At 52.7% G+C, this 15,558-nt stretch carries 14 protein-coding genes; 8 read left to right on the top strand and 6 right to left on the bottom strand.

The annotated features are described in order from the left end of the window. The first annotated feature begins 178 nt into the window (after positions 1-178). The 4 genes from EAH77_RS07705 to EAH77_RS07690 all read left to right on the top strand — a co-directional run bounded on the left by EAH77_RS07705 (position 179) and on the right by EAH77_RS07690 (position 4,389). Entirely contained in the window at positions 179-1,162 is a 984-nt protein-coding gene (locus tag EAH77_RS07705; RefSeq protein ID WP_140471346.1) for a LacI family DNA-binding transcriptional regulator, read from the top strand. Between the two features lie 179 nt (positions 1,163-1,341). Continuing rightward, positions 1,342-2,295 (top strand): 2-hydroxyacid dehydrogenase, encoded by a 954-nt coding sequence (locus tag EAH77_RS07700; protein ID WP_140471344.1) that lies wholly within the window; start codon positions 1,342-1,344, stop codon positions 2,293-2,295. A 212-nt stretch (positions 2,296-2,507) separates the two neighbouring features. Continuing rightward, entirely contained in the window at positions 2,508-3,863 is a 1,356-nt protein-coding gene (locus tag EAH77_RS07695; protein ID WP_140471342.1) for an MFS transporter, read from the top strand. 178 nt (positions 3,864-4,041) lie between these two features. Then, the gene (locus EAH77_RS07690; RefSeq protein ID WP_140471340.1) at positions 4,042-4,389 is read left to right on the top strand and encodes a hypothetical protein; all 348 of its coding nucleotides are present in this window, start codon (positions 4,042-4,044) and stop codon (positions 4,387-4,389) included. 67 nt (positions 4,390-4,456) lie between these two features. Here EAH77_RS07690 and EAH77_RS07685 read toward each other — a convergent pair whose 3' ends face one another. Together EAH77_RS07685 and rsuA are read right to left on the bottom strand one after the other, a co-directional pair. After that, positions 4,457-5,656 (bottom strand): Bcr/CflA family multidrug efflux MFS transporter, encoded by a 1,200-nt coding sequence (locus EAH77_RS07685; RefSeq protein WP_140471338.1) that lies wholly within the window; start codon positions 5,654-5,656, stop codon positions 4,457-4,459. A gap of 33 nt (positions 5,657-5,689) precedes the next feature. Then, positions 5,690-6,394, bottom strand: coding sequence for a 16S rRNA pseudouridine(516) synthase RsuA (gene rsuA, locus EAH77_RS07680; protein ID WP_140471336.1), 705 nt, complete (start codon positions 6,392-6,394; stop codon positions 5,690-5,692). Between the two features lie 312 nt (positions 6,395-6,706). Here rsuA and EAH77_RS07675 point away from each other — a divergent pair, with 312 nt between their 5' ends. Then, the gene (locus EAH77_RS07675) at positions 6,707-8,470 is read left to right on the top strand and encodes a DEAD/DEAH box helicase (RefSeq protein WP_140471334.1); all 1,764 of its coding nucleotides are present in this window, start codon (positions 6,707-6,709) and stop codon (positions 8,468-8,470) included. Positions 8,471-8,657: 187 nt separating this feature from the next. Next, complete coding sequence (gene rplY / locus EAH77_RS07670) at positions 8,658-8,948, top strand: 50S ribosomal protein L25 (RefSeq protein WP_140471332.1); 291 nt, start codon at positions 8,658-8,660, stop codon at positions 8,946-8,948. A 99-nt stretch (positions 8,949-9,047) separates the two neighbouring features. On the opposite strand, the gene yejK is transcribed toward rplY, so the two are convergent. Further along, positions 9,048-10,052, bottom strand: a complete 1,005-nt coding sequence (yejK, locus tag EAH77_RS07665; RefSeq protein ID WP_140471330.1) for a nucleoid-associated protein YejK — start codon at positions 10,050-10,052, stop codon at positions 9,048-9,050. Positions 10,053-10,302: 250 nt separating this feature from the next. Between yejK and EAH77_RS07660 the strand changes: the two genes are divergently transcribed. Together EAH77_RS07660 and yejM are read left to right on the top strand one after the other, a co-directional pair. Next, the gene (locus EAH77_RS07660) at positions 10,303-10,530 is read left to right on the top strand and encodes a YejL family protein (protein WP_140471328.1); all 228 of its coding nucleotides are present in this window, start codon (positions 10,303-10,305) and stop codon (positions 10,528-10,530) included. A gap of 24 nt (positions 10,531-10,554) precedes the next feature. Beyond that, a complete protein-coding gene (gene yejM / locus EAH77_RS07655; protein WP_140471326.1) occupies positions 10,555-12,336 on the top strand; it encodes an LPS biosynthesis-modulating metalloenzyme YejM in 1,782 nt (593 codons plus the stop codon). 84 nt (positions 12,337-12,420) lie between these two features. Here yejM and EAH77_RS07650 read toward each other — a convergent pair whose 3' ends face one another. Genes EAH77_RS07650 through EAH77_RS07640 form a run of 3 tightly spaced genes read right to left on the bottom strand, consistent with a single transcriptional unit; the run spans position 12,421 to position 15,543 of the window. Then, positions 12,421-12,921, bottom strand: coding sequence for a protein disulfide oxidoreductase (locus tag EAH77_RS07650; protein WP_140471324.1), 501 nt, complete (start codon positions 12,919-12,921; stop codon positions 12,421-12,423). After that, positions 12,908-13,516, bottom strand: coding sequence for a DsbA family protein (locus tag EAH77_RS07645; protein ID WP_140471322.1), 609 nt, complete (start codon positions 13,514-13,516; stop codon positions 12,908-12,910). The genes EAH77_RS07650 and EAH77_RS07645 overlap by 14 nt, the downstream gene beginning before the upstream one ends. Further along, positions 13,516-15,543: a protein-disulfide reductase DsbD family protein gene (locus EAH77_RS07640; RefSeq protein WP_140471320.1), complete on the bottom strand. Its 2,028-nt coding sequence runs from the start codon at positions 15,541-15,543 to the stop codon at positions 13,516-13,518. Before EAH77_RS07640 ends, EAH77_RS07645 begins: the two co-directional genes overlap by 1 nt. Between the last annotated feature and the right edge of the window lie 15 nt (positions 15,544-15,558).

Genomic DNA, 15,558 nt, shown 5'->3' with positions numbered 1-15,558 from the left:
TTCACACTTAAGCGGTTTATGGGCGGCCAAACTGTGATGCAGATCACTCTGCTTCGTGTTAACAAACTCTGTTACCACAAGCGTGATCCCTATCATTTTGCTAACATGTTGTTGCCTTTTTTGCTGCATAATCAGGCTTATTGTTTCCGACTACTTTTCTTCACACAGGACTCCTCGGATGAGAAACCAGCGCGTCACACTGCAAGATATCGCGTTACTCGCCGACGTGACAAAAATGACTGTCAGCCGTTTTCTGCGTACCCCCGAAAAGGTCTCGCCGGAAACCCGCGAGCGCATTGCCAAAGTCATGGAAGAAGTGGGGTATCCGTTGGAAGACGCCGAGCGGCCACAGAAAACGCCGCGTATTGGTATTCTGGTCCCCTCTTTTAACAACCAGATTTTCTCAGATTTGTTGGCGGGCATTGAGTCTGTGACGTCGCAGCAAGGCTTTCAGACGCTGGTGGTAAATTACGAGTACAGCAAAGAGCGCGAAGAAGAACACATCATCAATCTGCTGACCTACCAGCTGGCAGGTCTGATCCTCACGGACTCCGTACATACGCTCAAAGCCGACAAGTATCTGAATGCCGCCGCGATCCCGGTGGCGCAGGTGATGGATCTTGATGACACTCACGGTCGTATTGCCGTCGGTTTCGACAACTTTCAGGCCGGGTATGATATGGCCGCCACCCTGCTCGCCAGCGGTAAGCAACACGTGGTCTATTTCGGATCGATGTCGGATGCCCGCGACAAGAAACGCTATCAGGGATACAGCCAGGCCATGCAGGAACGCCAGCTTGAACCTATGCATATTACGCCGAATAAAGTCTCATCCGTTTCCATCGGTGCCGGGATGTTGGCGCTGGCCCGCCAGCTCTACCCGCAGGTTAATGCCGTGTTATGCACTAATGATGATATTGCAGTTGGGGTGTTACAGGAGTGTCTGAAATCTGGCATCAAAGTGCCGCAAGAGATGGCGATTTCCGGTTTCCACGGTCTGGACATTGGCCTGGCCACCACGCCATTATTGGCCAGCGTTATCACGCCTCGCTTTGAAATGGGCAAAGTCGCCGCTGAGATTATCCTGAAAAAAATCAAAAACCTGCCAACGATCGAGCGGGTCGATCTGCACTACCGGATCTCTATGGGCGGCACGATATAATCTGTATTGCCCCTGGCGACACCAATGACCCGACATCTGCAGATTGTGGTTAACGATCACGTTACCAGTAACACTCTTTTTTAACATGATCCAACGTGATGCCGGTCACGAAATAGTTTCCTGAAAATGCTTTTATTAGAACATCGATTCTGAGAAGCAAACTTTGGCAGGTAACGACAATGACCCAACAACAAAAATCACGCGTATTAATTCTGGCTCCGGTCATGGATAGCCTGACCGAAAAACTGGAACAACAGTTTTCCGTGGATAAATATTTTGACCAGCAGGATAAACAGGCATTTTTAGCCGCCCACGGAAAAGGCATTCTCGGCTTAGTGACGCGCGGCGATGTCGGTGTTGATAATAGTATTCTGGAATGCTTACCCGATTTAAAGGTTATTTCTGTTTTTGGCGTCGGCACCGATGCCATTGATCTCGCCTACACGGCTAAAAATAATATTCAGGTTGAAATAACCAGCGGCGTATTAACCGATGACGTCGCCGATATGGCGATGGCATTACTGCTGGCAACATCGCGTAATGTTTGTCAGGCCGATAAGTTTGTTCGCGAAGGCAAATGGCTGGAAGGCGGTTTTCCGCTGTCGAGTAAAATCAGCGGTAAACGTCTGGGAATATTTGGCATGGGCCAGATTGGTCAGGCGATTGCCCGTCGCGCCAGCGGCTTTGATATGTCCATCAGCTACGCCAGCAATAACGAAAAACCCGAACTGCCTTACCGTTTCTTCCCGGACATTAAACATCTTGCCGCACAGGTCGATGTGCTGGTGATCGCCGTTTCCGGCGGGCCGCAATCTGCGGGCGTGATTAATAAATCCATATTTGACGCAATGCCTGACAACAGCCTGGTCATCAATATATCTCGTGGCAGCGTGATCAATCAGCAGGATTTAATTACGGCATTACAGAATAAAAATATCGGCGGCGCAGGGCTGGATGTTTTTGCCGATGAGCCCCGCGTTCCTCATGAATTAATCAGCATGGATAATGTGGTTTTACAGCCGCACGTGGGCAGCGCTACGCATGAAACACGCCAGGCCATGAGTGAAAAAGTATTGGCGAATTTACATAAACGCCTCGATGAAAAGTCATCCTCAAAATTTTCAGTCCTTTAATCCACTTATTTTAATCAAGATAATATAGATGCTTTATCAGTAATTATTTTACTGGCAAAGGTTCCCTGTATATACCCAAAATAATTCGAGTTGCAGGAAGGCGGCAAATGAGGGAATCCCGATGAGCTTACTCAGGTAAGTGATTCGGGTGACTGAGCGCGGCCAACGCACCTGCAACTTGAAGTATGAAGGGGATAGCCGAGGTGTTAACGATGGATAACAGAATCCCCAAAGCCCGCTGGTTACGCGTTATTACGCCGATATTAATTGCCTGTATTATCTCGTTTATGGACCGGGTTAATATCAGTTTCGCCATGCCGGGTGGCATGGACGCTGAATTGGGTATTACCTCATCAATGGCCGGGTTGGCAGCCGGTATCTTCTTTATCGGCTATCTGTTTTTGCAGGTGCCTGGCGGCAGTCTGGCGGTACACGGCAGTGGGCGTAAATTCATCGCCTGGTCATTGGTGGCATGGGCGATTATTTCGGTTCTCACCGGCCTGGTGACTAACCAATATCAGCTGTTATTCCTGCGCTTTGCGCTGGGGGTTGCCGAAGGCGGAATGCTGCCGATCGTGCTGACCATGGTCAGTAACTGGTTCCCGGACAAAGAACGTGGCCGTGCCAATGCCTACGTACTGATGTTTGCCCCACTGGGAGGAATGATCACCGCCCCGCTTTCCGGCGTGATTTTGGATGTCCTCGACTGGCGCTGGCTGTTCATCATCGAAGGCCTGCTGTCCGTGGTGGTCATGGTGTTCTGGTGGTTCACCATCAGCGACCGCCCGGAAGAAGCCAAATGGTTATCAGAGCGTGAACGCACCTACCTAGTGACCGAATTGAATCGCGAGCGTGAGGCACTGAAAGCGCTGGCACCCGTACAAAATGCCCCGCTGAAAGAGGTGTTCCGCAACAGCTCAATCAGAAAACTGATCATCATAAACTTCTTCTATCAGACCGGGATTTACGGCTACACCCTGTGGTTGCCAACTATCCTGAAAAATCTCACCGGCGGCGACATGAGTTCAGTCGGTATGCTGGCCATCATCCCTTACGTCGGGACGATGATGGGCATACTCGCGATGTCCGTGCTGTCAGACAAAACCGGTAAGCGCCGCCTGTTCATTGTATTGCCGCTGTGCGGGTTCGCCGCCTGTCTGGCTGCGTCCGTGAGCGTCAGCCATAATATTATGGCGTCCTACGGTTTTCTGGTCGGTGCCGGTTTCTTCCTGCAAGCGGCGACCAGCGCCTTCTGGACCATTCCGAGTAAAGTCACCACGCCGGAAGTCGCCGGCAGCGCCCGTGGCGTGATCAACGGTTTGGGAAATTTGGGTGGCTTCTGTGGCCCGTATCTGGTCGGGGTGCTGGTTAATTTCTACGGTCAGAGCATGGCGATTTATGCGCTGGTTGCCTCCCTGTTGATTGCCGCGCTGGTCACCACGCTGTTGCCGAAAGAGTGCGATATGGCATTGATACCGGGCGCTAAAGCCAAAGCCATGGCCGATGAATATGCCAGGGCACGGGCAATGCGTAAGGCAGAAGGGATTAAAGCGCAAATTGCCAGCTGAACAATAAATGATATGACTCAGAGCGTAATGCTTGTAAATGATAATAATTTCACAGGTAAGTATTATTATTGATGAAATAAATCCAAATTTTGAGATTTAAAATTAGACGAAGTTGAAGTTTGTACTAACATTTAAGCGTAAGTCTTGACGAAGTTAACTTTGCACTCTGGAGATAATTATGGCCTTAACACTTACTTCAACGAATCCCAATATAGATAAACCATTAAAAGATATTGCTAAAGACAATATTACCACCCCTGCTGAATTTATGATTATACGTGATACCGCTGACAAGGTATTACTGGATTTAGCAAACCCGGCCACGCTGGAAGTCGTTAAAAGTCTTCAAAAAGAAATGGATGACGTTGTAGAGTCAATGCAGAAAGTTGCACTGGTAGCAAGGAAAAATAAATTAACACCGGAAGAAAGACAGGCTCTAATGTTCGGCGTGGAAGCACAAGTTGCTTATCTTATTTTAGGTTATAAGTCGAGTATTGAGAGATTGAATACCTTTAACCATAAATAATTATATTTATTAATAAAATGCTGGCTAAGATAATTAAATTTAGCCAGCATAGTTTATTGACAGCCAATTACTGAGCTTTGATGGCCTGTGGCCGGCTGGCATACAGATACAGCAGCATTGCCGACACGACGCAGAACACCATACTGATGACCATCGGCCAGGCGCTGTGCGACGGAACCAGCGCCAGCAGCGCGGTGATCAGCGCCCCGGTGCCAAAGCGTAGCGTACCCGCCAGTGATGCGGCGGTTCCTGCCATGTGCGGGAAATCATCCATGATCACCGCCATCGCGTTAGACGTCACCATCGCGATGACCCCCACGTAACCGGCAACCCCCACCACCAACATCCAGAATGGCAGCCCTAAAACGCACACCGCCAACAGCCAGAAGCCCATGATGAACTGCACAATCAAGCCGAAACGGAACATTTTCTCGGCCCCCAGACGCCGCACGTTGCGGCTGTTGATCAGCGTCAGGATCACCAACGCAACAATGTTCAACGCGAAGTAAAAACCGAAGTTCTGCGGCGATACACCATTAAGTTCGATATAGACGAACGGACCGGCGCTGAGGAAGGAGAACATGCCGGCGAATGAGAAACCACTCGCCAACATGTAACTGAGCACGCGCTTATGGCGAAACAGCGACGCAAAGTTGCCCAGGCTGGTGCGCAGACGAAATTTCTGCCGCCGCTCTTTTGGCAGAGTCTCTTTGATATACACCGCCACCAGGATCGCGGCGATCAGGGCGGCTATCGCCATCGCCCAGAAGATCGCGTGCCAACTGAAGGCGACCATCAGCATACCGCCAAGCATCGGGGCCAACAGCGGTGCCACGGTCATCACCAGCACCACAAAAGACATCATCCGGGAGAATTCGTCTTTGGTGAACATATCGCGCATCAGGGCGTTAATCACCACGCTCGCGGCGGCGGCTGACAGACCGTGCAGGAAACGCATGTGAACCAGCTGTTCCACCGACTGCGCCAGGGCGCAGGCACCGGCGGCAATGGCAAACACCAGCACGCCCCAGAAGATCACCGGTTTACGCCCGAGGCTGTCGGCCATCGGCCCGTAAAACAGCTGCCCGATAGCAAAGCCCAGCGTGTAGGCGCTGAGGGTCATCTGCACGCTGCCCGCAGGCACGCCAAATTCCTTCGCGATCACGGGCATACTCGGCAGATACATATCGATAGCCAGTGGCATCAGCATCGATATCAATCCCAGGATAAAAATCAAACCTATGTGGGATACCCGGTTCTCTTGCACGTTCACCAACTCCTTTCTTCATGCCCTGAATAACTAGCGGTGGACTTCAACGCTGGCAATCTCTTCTTCGGTCAGGCGACGGTATTCACCGGGCGCCAAATCATCGTCCATCACAATCCCGCCAATGCGCTCACGGTGCAGCGCCACGACGCGGTTGCCGACGGCGGCAAACATGCGTTTCACCTGATGATAGCGACCTTCACTGATAGTCAGACGCACCACACACTCTTCGAGCTGCTCGAGCACGGCCGGTTTCGTCAGGGAATCTTCGTTATGTAACTGGACGCCCGCAGTGAACTGCTCGGCAGTGTCTGCCGCCAGCGGTTGCTCCAGTGTCACCAGATAGGTTTTTTCGCAATGATGTTTTGGCGACGTAATACGGTGTGACCACTGGCCGTCATCGGTCATCAGCACCAGACCGGTGGTATCGATATCCAGACGCCCAGCCGCATGCAGCTTGTACGCCACCGGCTCTTCGAGGAAATAGAGTACCGTCGGGTGATCGGGATCGTCCGTCGAGCAGACGTAACCCTGGGGTTTATTGAGCATGAAGTAGCGCGGGCCACCGATTTGCTCCAGCACGTTGCCGTCAAACTCCACACGGTGCTGCGGTTCCAGTTTCAGCGAACCGGTTTTGATAATTTCACCGTCAACGGTGACGCGTTTATTACGGAGTTCGCGCAATGCTATTGCACGGCTGACTCCCAGTTGCTGGGCTAAAAATTTATCGAGACGCATTGAATCTGCCTAACCTTTGATGGCGATCTGAGAGATCGCATTCCTGATAAAAAACAACACCCCGCCGTTACACGTGGGTAACTGACAGGGTTGAGGATTATTCGGTTCTGTAAGTGCAAAGAGTTAATAATTGCGAAGTGCCATTAATACTCAGCGGGGGCAGATGGACTGCCAGTGTGAACAGGCAGTATAACCTCAAAACCCCCCGTTTTGCGACGCAGATCGATAAAAGTTAACAAGGGTTGATGATCGCCATCAACGACAATTTTTGGCATACTGAACCCCTGTATTTATTACCAGTGAAGTTTGCCAGTGACCACTTTCACCCTACGCCCTTATCAGCAAGATGCCGTTGACGCCACGCTGCGCCATTTTCGCCAGCATGATCAACCGGCGGTGATCGTCCTGCCGACCGGCGCAGGCAAAAGCCTGGTGATCGCTGAACTCGCACGGGTTGCTCGGGGGCGCGTGCTGGTGCTGGCGCACGTCAAAGAGCTGGTAGCGCAGAATCACAGCAAATATCTGTCTTACGGGCTGGACGCCGATATTTTTGCCGCCGGGCTGAATATCAAACAAAGCAGCGGCAAAGTGGTGTTTGGCAGCGTTCAGTCAGTTGCCCCCAATCTTGACGCCTTTGGTGGAGAGTTTTCCCTGCTGATCATCGACGAATGCCACCGAATTTCCGACGATGAAAACAGCCAGTATCAGCAAATCATCCATCACCTTCGCGCAGCCAATCCGCGTCTTCGTCTGCTCGGCCTGACCGCCACCCCTTACCGGCTGGGCAAAGGCTGGATTTATCAGTATCACCATCAGGGTATGATCCGTGGCGACGCCGACAGCCTGTTCCGCGACTGTATTTATGAACTTCCGCTGCGCTATATGATCAAGAACGGCTTCCTGGTGCCACCGGAACGGCTCGATATGCCGGTGGTCAGCTACGATTTCAGCCGCTTGCAAGCTAACAGCAATGGCCTGTTCAGTGAGGCTGACCTCAATGACGAATTGCGTCAGCAAAAGCGCATTACTCCACACATCATCAGCCAAATCGTTGAGTTTGCCGCAGACCGCAAAGGCGTGATGATTTTTGCCTCCACCGTGGAGCACGCCGGTGAGATCTTCGGCCTGCTGCCTAAAGGTCAGGCGGCGCTGATCAGCGCACAGACACCGGCCCTTGAACGCGATCGGCTGATCGGTGAATTCAAACAGCAGCAACTGCGTTTTCTGGTCAATGTGTCAGTGCTGACCACCGGCTTTGACGCGCCGCATGTGGATCTGATCGCCATTCTACGCCCGACTGAATCGGTCAGTTTATATCAGCAGATCGTCGGGCGCGGGCTGCGCCTGTCACCGGGAAAAACCGACTGTCTGATCCTCGATTACGCCGGAAACCCGCACGATATTTTCACGCCTGAAGTCGGCAGCCGCAAACCCGCCGGTGACAATAAACCGGTGCAGGTGTTTTGCCCGGCCTGCGGTTTCGCCAACATTTTCTGGGGAAAGACCACCGAAGATGGCACGGTGATTGAACATTTTGGCCGCCGCTGTCAGGGCGTGCTGGAAGATGATGACGGTGAGCGCGAGCAGTGCGACTATCGCTTTCGCTTCAAAAGCTGCCCGCACTGTGGCGCGGAGAATGATATCGCCGCACGGCGCTGTCAGCAGTGTCAGGAGATCCTGGTCGACCCGGACGATATGCTTAAAGCCGCCCTGCGTCTGAAAGATGCGCTGGTGCTACGCTGCGGAGGGATGAATCTGGAACATGGTCGTGATGAAAAAGGCGAATGGCTAAAAATCACCTATTACGACGAAGACGGTGCCGACGTCTCCGAACGCTTTCGCCTGAGCACGCCCGCCCAGCGCATGGCATTTCTACACAATTTCCTGCGACCGCACCAGCGTGCGCCGGGCGTGGTACTGGAATGGCAAACGGCGGCCGATGTTGTGGCGCAACAGGTTTTACTGCGGCATCCCGACTTTGTCGTCGCACGCATGAAAGGTCAGTTCTGGCAGATTCGGGAGAAGGTGTTTGATTATCAGGGGCGCTATCGCCGTGCCAATGAGTTACGTGGGTAAACCTTAACTAACAACCAAAGCGGTTTTAATCGACAACTTTGGTTGTTTTTCGTTGTTGCTGCGCCCTGACTCCGGTATCATACCGCCCGCTTTCGCCATGTGCGAAGCGGTATTACTCAACTCGTCACTCGGTCGCAGGTGGCGGGGCACATAACAAACAGTTCTTATTTTATTAGAGAAATAAACAATGTTTACTATCAATGTTGAAGTACGTCCACAGGACGAGCAGGGCAAGGGTGCGAGCCGCCGCCTGCGTTTAGAGAACAAATTCCCAGCTATCGTTTACGGTGGCTCAGCTGAACCAGTTTCTATCAAACTGGACCATGATTCTGTTAAGAACATGGAAATTAAAGCGGAGTTCTACTCTGAAGCCATCATTTTGGTTATCGACGGTAAAGAAACCAAAGTTAAAGTTCAGGCAGTACAGCGTCACCCGTTCAAGCCTAAACTGGCTCACATCGACTTCGTTCGCGTTTAATCGCTGACTGAGTAGAGACGCATCGGGACGCCGTGCGAGAACAAATAAAAACGCCGCCATAGCAATATAGGCGGCGTTTTTATTGGTGGAATCTAGGTTTTATTTATTACCCGCTTTCCGTTGTAACTGATCACGCAGATTGGGTGGCGTACCTTTGATGGTCAGCGTGTCGGTCGCCGGGTCCCAGAAAATGCGCTCCCCCATCAGCATCGCATCAAAGTTAATGCTCAGACCGCCACCACTGCCAGCGAATTTGGTCAGTTGACGCAGAGTGCTGCGATCTGCCGGGAAGCTCTCTTCCAACTGATAGCCCTGCTCCTGAGTAAACTCTTTGAATTTTTTGTCATTCCACGGTGGCAGTTCTTCAGATAATTCATCTAAAGCGATCTCTTCGCCCGCCTGCAACTGCTCGTTGCAATAGGTGTAAACCTGCTGACGGTAATTCTGACGTTCGTTCTTGTCGAGCTGCGCCTCGGTACAGAAATCGTCAACCGCCTGCAACAAGCCACGGTTTTGCGCTTTAGTGTCCAGGCCTTCAGCAGCCCCCAGGAAATCCATAAAGAAGTCGGAAACTTTGCGCCCTACCCGACCTTTGAGGAAGGTTAGATAACGGGTAGATTCAGGGTTGGTTTCCCACTCAGTTAAATCAATGCGTGCCACGATGTCAGCATGGTTGATATCAAGGTAATGAATGCTGCTAACGTCCAACTGTTCGTTGACGCGCATACTGCTGCGGCTGCTCAGCACGGCGATCAGCAAATACTCCGCCGCCAGAAAACGGTAATGACAAAACAGCACCACGCCGCCTTCAGCAAACGGATACTTTGATAATTCGTCGCGCAAGCGCCCGGTAGCAGCACGGCTGAAATTGAGGAAATTCTCTTCCCCCTTGCGACACTGACGTAACGCCACAGACAATTCGCTGTCCTGATTGAATAACCCATACGCTTTACTCTTGGCACTATAAACGCGATGCAATTCAGCCATCATCTCTTCGACCGCCGCATTCGGGGTCAACAGGGTATCGCGCAGCATAACGTCCAACGTCTGCTCGTCACGCTTGTTCAACTGGTGCAGAGCAATCTGCTCGATATCCAGACTCATGGGTTTCTCCTAAAAATAGAATGCTGTAGAAATATCTTAAAAGGGGCGGTTTTATGGAATGATTTTTCGCCTGCGGCGCGTATTCAAACACCGAATACTGTGCGCTTGCAACCGCAAAGCCGTGTGTGCTGACACACGTACAAATACATCCCATCAATATCTCAACGTCCTACACGTTATAAAAATGCAGAAACTGATGCCACGATACGTTAAGATATTGCACTTTGTCAGGCTTTGAGCACATTAATCCATGCCACAATCATCTCGTTACAGTGACGAACACATTGAACAGATTCTTTCAGAACTGGCCAATGTACTGGAAAAACACCGTACCCCAACCGACCTGTCTTTGATGGTGTTGGGTAACATGGTGACCAATTTAATCAATACCAGCGTCGCACCTGCGCAGCGAAAAGCCATTGCAGGCTCTTTTGCCGGCGCACTGCAAGCGTCGATAAGAGAAGATAAAGCCCATTAATCCAACATTTGCCCAAAACCTCTTATGGTGACGAATCGTCAGCGCTTTAGCGAAAAAGTATCCCAGATGATCAGCTGGGGGCACTGGTTCGCCCTGTTTAATATTCTGCTCAGTCTTGGACTCGGCAGCCGCTACCTCTTTGTCTCCGACTGGCCCTCCTCCCTTCTGGGGCGTATTTATTCGCTGGTCAGTTGGCTTGGGCATTTTAGTTTTATCGGTTTTTCCACCTACCTGCTGATCATCTTCCCACTGACCTTTGTGGTGATGTCACAGCGCCTGCTGCGGTTCCTGTCGGCGATTTTAGCCACGGCCGGGCTGACATTATTACTGGTGGATACCGAGGTGTTTACCCGCTTCCACCTGCACATCAACCCGGTGGTATGGGAGTTGGTGGTCAATCCAGGGCAAGGCGAACTGGCCCGCGACTGGCAACTGATGTTTATCTGCGTGCCGGTTATTTTCCTGGTAGAAATGTTATTCGGCACCTGGGCGTGGCAAAAACTGCGCAGCCTAAACCGCCGTAATTTCGCCAAGCCACTGGTGGCGCTGTTTATTACGACCTTTTTTGTATCACACCTGATGTACATCTGGGCCGATGCCAATTTCTATCGCCCGATCACCATGCAGCGATCTAACCTGCCATTATCCTATCCGATGACCGCCCGAAAATTCCTTGAGAAACATGGTCTGCTGGATGCTCAAGCCTACGAGCAACGTCTCATTGAGCAAGGTAATCCGGAAGCGCTGTCAGTGGAGTATCCGCTGAGCGATATCAATTTCCGTGATAAGGGCAGTGACTATAATTTATTGATGATCGTGGTTGATGGCCTTCACGCCGCCTCCACGGTTAAAGACATGCCTGCGCTGACCGACTTCGCAAGGCAGAATGTCAGTTTCAACCAGCATTACAGTTCAGGCAACCGTGCTGATACCGGTCTCTTCGGCCTGTTCTACGGCATTTCGCCAACCTATATGGACGGTATTATTTCGGCGCGTAAATCCTCCGTACTGATGACATCGCTGGCGAAGCAGGGCTACGAATTTGGTCTCTTCTCCTCCGACGGATTTAACAGCCCGCTTTACCGTCAGTCATTACTGACCGACTTCTCCTTACCGGCCCCCACCAATCAGCCTGACTCGCTGACCACCCAGCAGTGGCAACAGTGGTTGAATACGCGCAGCAACCGTCCATGGTTCTCCTACATCAGCCTAAACGGGGTTTCAACCACACTGCGCGCGGGGAATGATGCAGTACCAACGGGTAAAGTTTTCATCCAGCGTTATCAGCAAGGTGCGCAGGAAGTTGATCAGCAAATTGCAGGGATTTTGCAGGAGCTGAAAGCGCATGACGTATTGGATAAAACGGTGGTGGTGATCACCGCCGCACACGGCGTTGAACTGAACGAAAATGGCACCTGGGGTTCTGGTAATTCGATGAACCGTGACCAGATGCAGGTCCCCCTGGTGATCCACTGGCCGGGCGCACCGGCACAGTCCATTAATAAACTGACCGATCATGAAGACGTGATGACCACCCTGATGCAACGCCTGCTGCATGTGACCACCTCGTCTGCCGACTACTCGCAGGGCGAAGATCTGTTTGCGGCCAAACGCCGTCATAACTGGATCTCAACCACGGATAACGGCACGCTGATCATCACCACCCCAACCCAAACATTACAGCTGGAAAGGGATGGTGATTATCGCGTTTACAATCTTGAAGGCAAACGCATCAAAGATCAGAAACCGGAACTGGGTCTGCTGTTACAGGTTCTGACCGATGAAAAGCGCTTTATTGCTGATTAAGCTTCACTCACAGCAAAGGCGTTATCGTTGCAGCCCGTTTGGATACGCACAGCGCGGATTCAAACGGGCAAATCAGGTCGCCTTTTAGCGGGCCGCCCACCAGAGGCGGGCTTTCATTCCCCAATAAGACGTCCAGCCCGTCGTAGTGCTCACTACCCTGCCCTTATCAATAATCACAAACGTTGGCGTGACGCCGATATCCCATCGGGCGGAAATATCGCCACGCGGATCATTCACCACCGGCATCTCAATATTTTTCGCCTGCAGATAACGTTGCAGCTGGCTGCCGTCACCTGAACGTAACGCCACGGACAAGACGTTTTCACCGTTTGCAGCCAGCTTGCCGACATCCGGCGTGGTGAGTTTGCACACGCCGCACCAGGTCGCCCAGAAGTAAACCAGCAGTGGCTGCTGCTGGCTTTTCTCGTTGAGGGTGACAGTCTGACCATCCAGCGTTTGCAAAGACTGATGGCCGAAATCTGCGGGCGCCTGTGGTGCACGCAGGAAATCCATGCCAAACAGCACCACCATCACCAGCAAGGCACCGATACCCAGCTCTTTGGCCCAACGTTTAGCTTTTGCCATTTTGCACCTTTGCCAGCTGCGCTTTAACCAACTTATTGAGATCCTCATACGAGATAGCCCCCGCCACCAACTGGTCGCCAATAATGGTGGCCGGCGTCCCCTGAATGCCCAGCACTTCGGCGATTTCCACATTGGTTTTCAGTTGCAGATAGCTTTCAGGCGTCACTTTCACCGGTGCCAGACCGACTTTGGCGATTGCGGCATCGATACTCTCTTCATCCTGCGGCCCCTTTTTGGCCATCAGCCGCTGATGCAACGCCATGAATTTATCCGGCTGCTGCGCCCAGATGGTTAACGCTGCGCGGCCTGCACTGATGGAACTGGTGCCACGAAATGGCAGAAGCTTAATGACAACGGCAACCTCAGGATTCTCTTTCACCAGCCGCTCCAGCAACGGATCAAACTGTTTGCAGTACGGGCAGTTGTAATCGGTAAACGATACCAGCGTCAACCGGGCATCTTTGGCGCCAAAACGCGGCGTGGCCGGGTCGCTGAACAGGATCTGTTCCGGCGTCTGTTTTGGCCCGGATGCCGGTGACTGCGCCAGTGAAAGCGGTGATATCACCATCATTAAAATCAGCATTAAGGTTTTCATTATTTATCTCCGTGGGCATTTTTCAGCCCCTGTAAAACGGCGTCACGGGTCAGCAGCGGCGATAAGATTTCGCCAGCGGGCATGCCCGGTCCATAAATTTGGTTGAACGGAACAGCAACGCTGCCGCGCTTTTGCAGGAATTCATTGATAGGTTTGGACGGCCGGCTCCAGTCACCGCGCAGGGCCACCACCTGTTTGTCGCTCAATGCCTGTTGCACATCATCGCGTAGCAATACGTTGAATTTATTGGCCTTACAGGTCACGCACCAGTCAGCGGTGACATCAACAAACACCACTTTATGGTCGGCGAGGGCCTGTTTAATCGCCTGTTCGGTGAGCGGCTGCCAGTTCACGGCGTCCTGCAGGGGTTTGCTACCCCCGCTGAAAGAGAACGCGGCGACTAACATCAATAGACCGCCCAGCAATAGCCCGAAGCAGAGCGCCACCGCTGTATTGCGCTTGCCGTAGCGCCGCAGTGAAGCCGCCACCAACGCCAATAACATCACGCCGGCGATAATCATCACCGCTTGCATACTCAGATGATTTTGCATCAGGCTCAGTAACCACAGGCAGGCCGCCAGCATCAGTACGCCCAGCAGCAGGCGCAGGCGCAGCATCCAGCGCCCCGGACGCGGCAGACGCAGCGCCAGCCCTGGCCAGGTGGCAATCAGCAGCCACGGCAGGCTCATGCCAATCCCCAGCATCAGGAACAGCCCCCACAACACTGGCAGTGACGCTGCCAGTGCGAAAGCCACGGCGGTACCGAGGAAAGGCGCAGAACAGGGTGTCGCCAGCAAAGTGGCAAAGGCCCCTTCGGCAAAGTTGCCCGCCAGCCCGCTACGTTTTTGCGTGGCGAGACGGGTGGTCATGCGCGAAGGCAGATTGATTTCAAACAATCCCAGCAGATTGGCGGTGAACAACGCCGTAACCAGCACCATCAGTCCGATAAACCACGGGCTCTGGAACTGAATACCCCAACCGAGGGTTTGATGGGTGTAACGCAACACAGTCATCAGCAGCGCGAGCGCCAGAAACGAGGTGATAATGCCCGCCGATGAGGCCAGGAATTGTACCCGTACGCTTTTCCTGTCGCGCTGTTTCACCTGCAAGATGCTGCCCAGCTTCATGCCCAACACCGGCAGAACGCAGGGCATCAGGTTGAGGATAAAACCACCCGCCAGCGCCATCAGCGCTATTTGCCAGAGTGCGACGCCGCTGCCTTCTGATGCCGCCAGTTGGCCAATCGGCAGGTTGAGCTGCTGCGCAATCCCCCGGTCAGCCAGTACCAGGCTCACCTGTTTTCCGCTGATATCCCCTGGCGCATCGCCCCATTCATCCGTTACGGGTATCGTCGCCGACAGCTGTGCGCCATCAATTTTTATCTCCGGTTTGCCAAAGGCACTGCCTTCCAGCGAATCAATAAACAGCGCAGGATCCTGCCACCCCTGCTCGCGGCTGGCAGAAATAAGCAAACTGCCCTGCCGGTAAGCGGCCGAAGCGCTTTCAGTCAGTCCCTGCTCAATAGGCACCTGCCCCATAGCCGCAGCGAACTGGCCTGAAAACTCGGCGAAATCACCCGACTGATTCAGATCAAGAGTGAAGGGATAATCAGTAAGAATGCAGACGTTGCTGCAAGTGGGCAGCGTCAGCGTACCGGACAATGTCGCCGGTGATTTCCCCTTAATCACCATCGGGAAAGTAACGTCATCGTGATAGCCCTGTGTGGTCAACCCGGCGACGTCAAAACGTGACGGTGTGGGCCAGAACCATTGTGCTGACGTGGCACTCTGCTGCCATTCGATCACCGGCGCAACCCCGCCTTCGCCAGGTGAACGCCAGTAAGTTTTCCAGCCTTTTTCCAGGCTGACTGAGAGCAGAACCCGGGTTTCATCGCCTGACGGTTCGGCCTGAAAACGCACTTTGGCGTGGGTATTGTGTGGGCTTTGCAGCCAGCCGGAATCCGCCGCGTGTACCACGGGCAGCCACAGCAGCAGGCAGGCTATCGCCGCCCTGAAAGCATTACGCATAATTTTCTCCAAAAA

Source organism: Ewingella americana (assembly GCF_006438725.1).
Taxonomy (GTDB): Bacteria; Pseudomonadota; Gammaproteobacteria; order Enterobacterales; family Enterobacteriaceae; genus Ewingella; species Ewingella americana_A.
This window is presented reverse-complemented; position numbering and strand designations above follow the sequence as displayed.

What these genes read in the sequence shown, in the direction of transcription:
- EAH77_RS07700 (WP_140471344.1), top strand. Translation starts at nt 1,342, where the DNA reads ATGACCCAACAACAAAAATCACGCGTATTAATTCTGGCTCCGGTCATG.
- EAH77_RS07660 (WP_140471328.1), top strand. Translation starts at nt 10,303, where the DNA reads ATGCCACAATCATCTCGTTACAGTGACGAACACATTGAACAGATTCTT.
- EAH77_RS07645 (WP_140471322.1), bottom strand. Translation starts at nt 13,516, where the DNA reads ATGAAAACCTTAATGCTGATTTTAATGATGGTGATATCACCGCTTTCA.
- yejM (WP_140471326.1), top strand. Translation starts at nt 10,555, where the DNA reads ATGGTGACGAATCGTCAGCGCTTTAGCGAAAAAGTATCCCAGATGATC.
- EAH77_RS07640 (WP_140471320.1), bottom strand. Translation starts at nt 15,543, where the DNA reads ATGCGTAATGCTTTCAGGGCGGCGATAGCCTGCCTGCTGCTGTGGCTG.
- rsuA (WP_140471336.1), bottom strand. Translation starts at nt 6,394, where the DNA reads ATGCGTCTCGATAAATTTTTAGCCCAGCAACTGGGAGTCAGCCGTGCA.
- EAH77_RS07695 (WP_140471342.1), top strand. Translation starts at nt 2,508, where the DNA reads ATGGATAACAGAATCCCCAAAGCCCGCTGGTTACGCGTTATTACGCCG.
- EAH77_RS07690 (WP_140471340.1), top strand. Translation starts at nt 4,042, where the DNA reads ATGGCCTTAACACTTACTTCAACGAATCCCAATATAGATAAACCATTA.
- yejK (WP_140471330.1), bottom strand. Translation starts at nt 10,052, where the DNA reads ATGAGTCTGGATATCGAGCAGATTGCTCTGCACCAGTTGAACAAGCGT.
- rplY (WP_140471332.1), top strand. Translation starts at nt 8,658, where the DNA reads ATGTTTACTATCAATGTTGAAGTACGTCCACAGGACGAGCAGGGCAAG.
- EAH77_RS07650 (WP_140471324.1), bottom strand. Translation starts at nt 12,921, where the DNA reads ATGGCAAAAGCTAAACGTTGGGCCAAAGAGCTGGGTATCGGTGCCTTG.
- EAH77_RS07705 (WP_140471346.1), top strand. Translation starts at nt 179, where the DNA reads ATGAGAAACCAGCGCGTCACACTGCAAGATATCGCGTTACTCGCCGAC.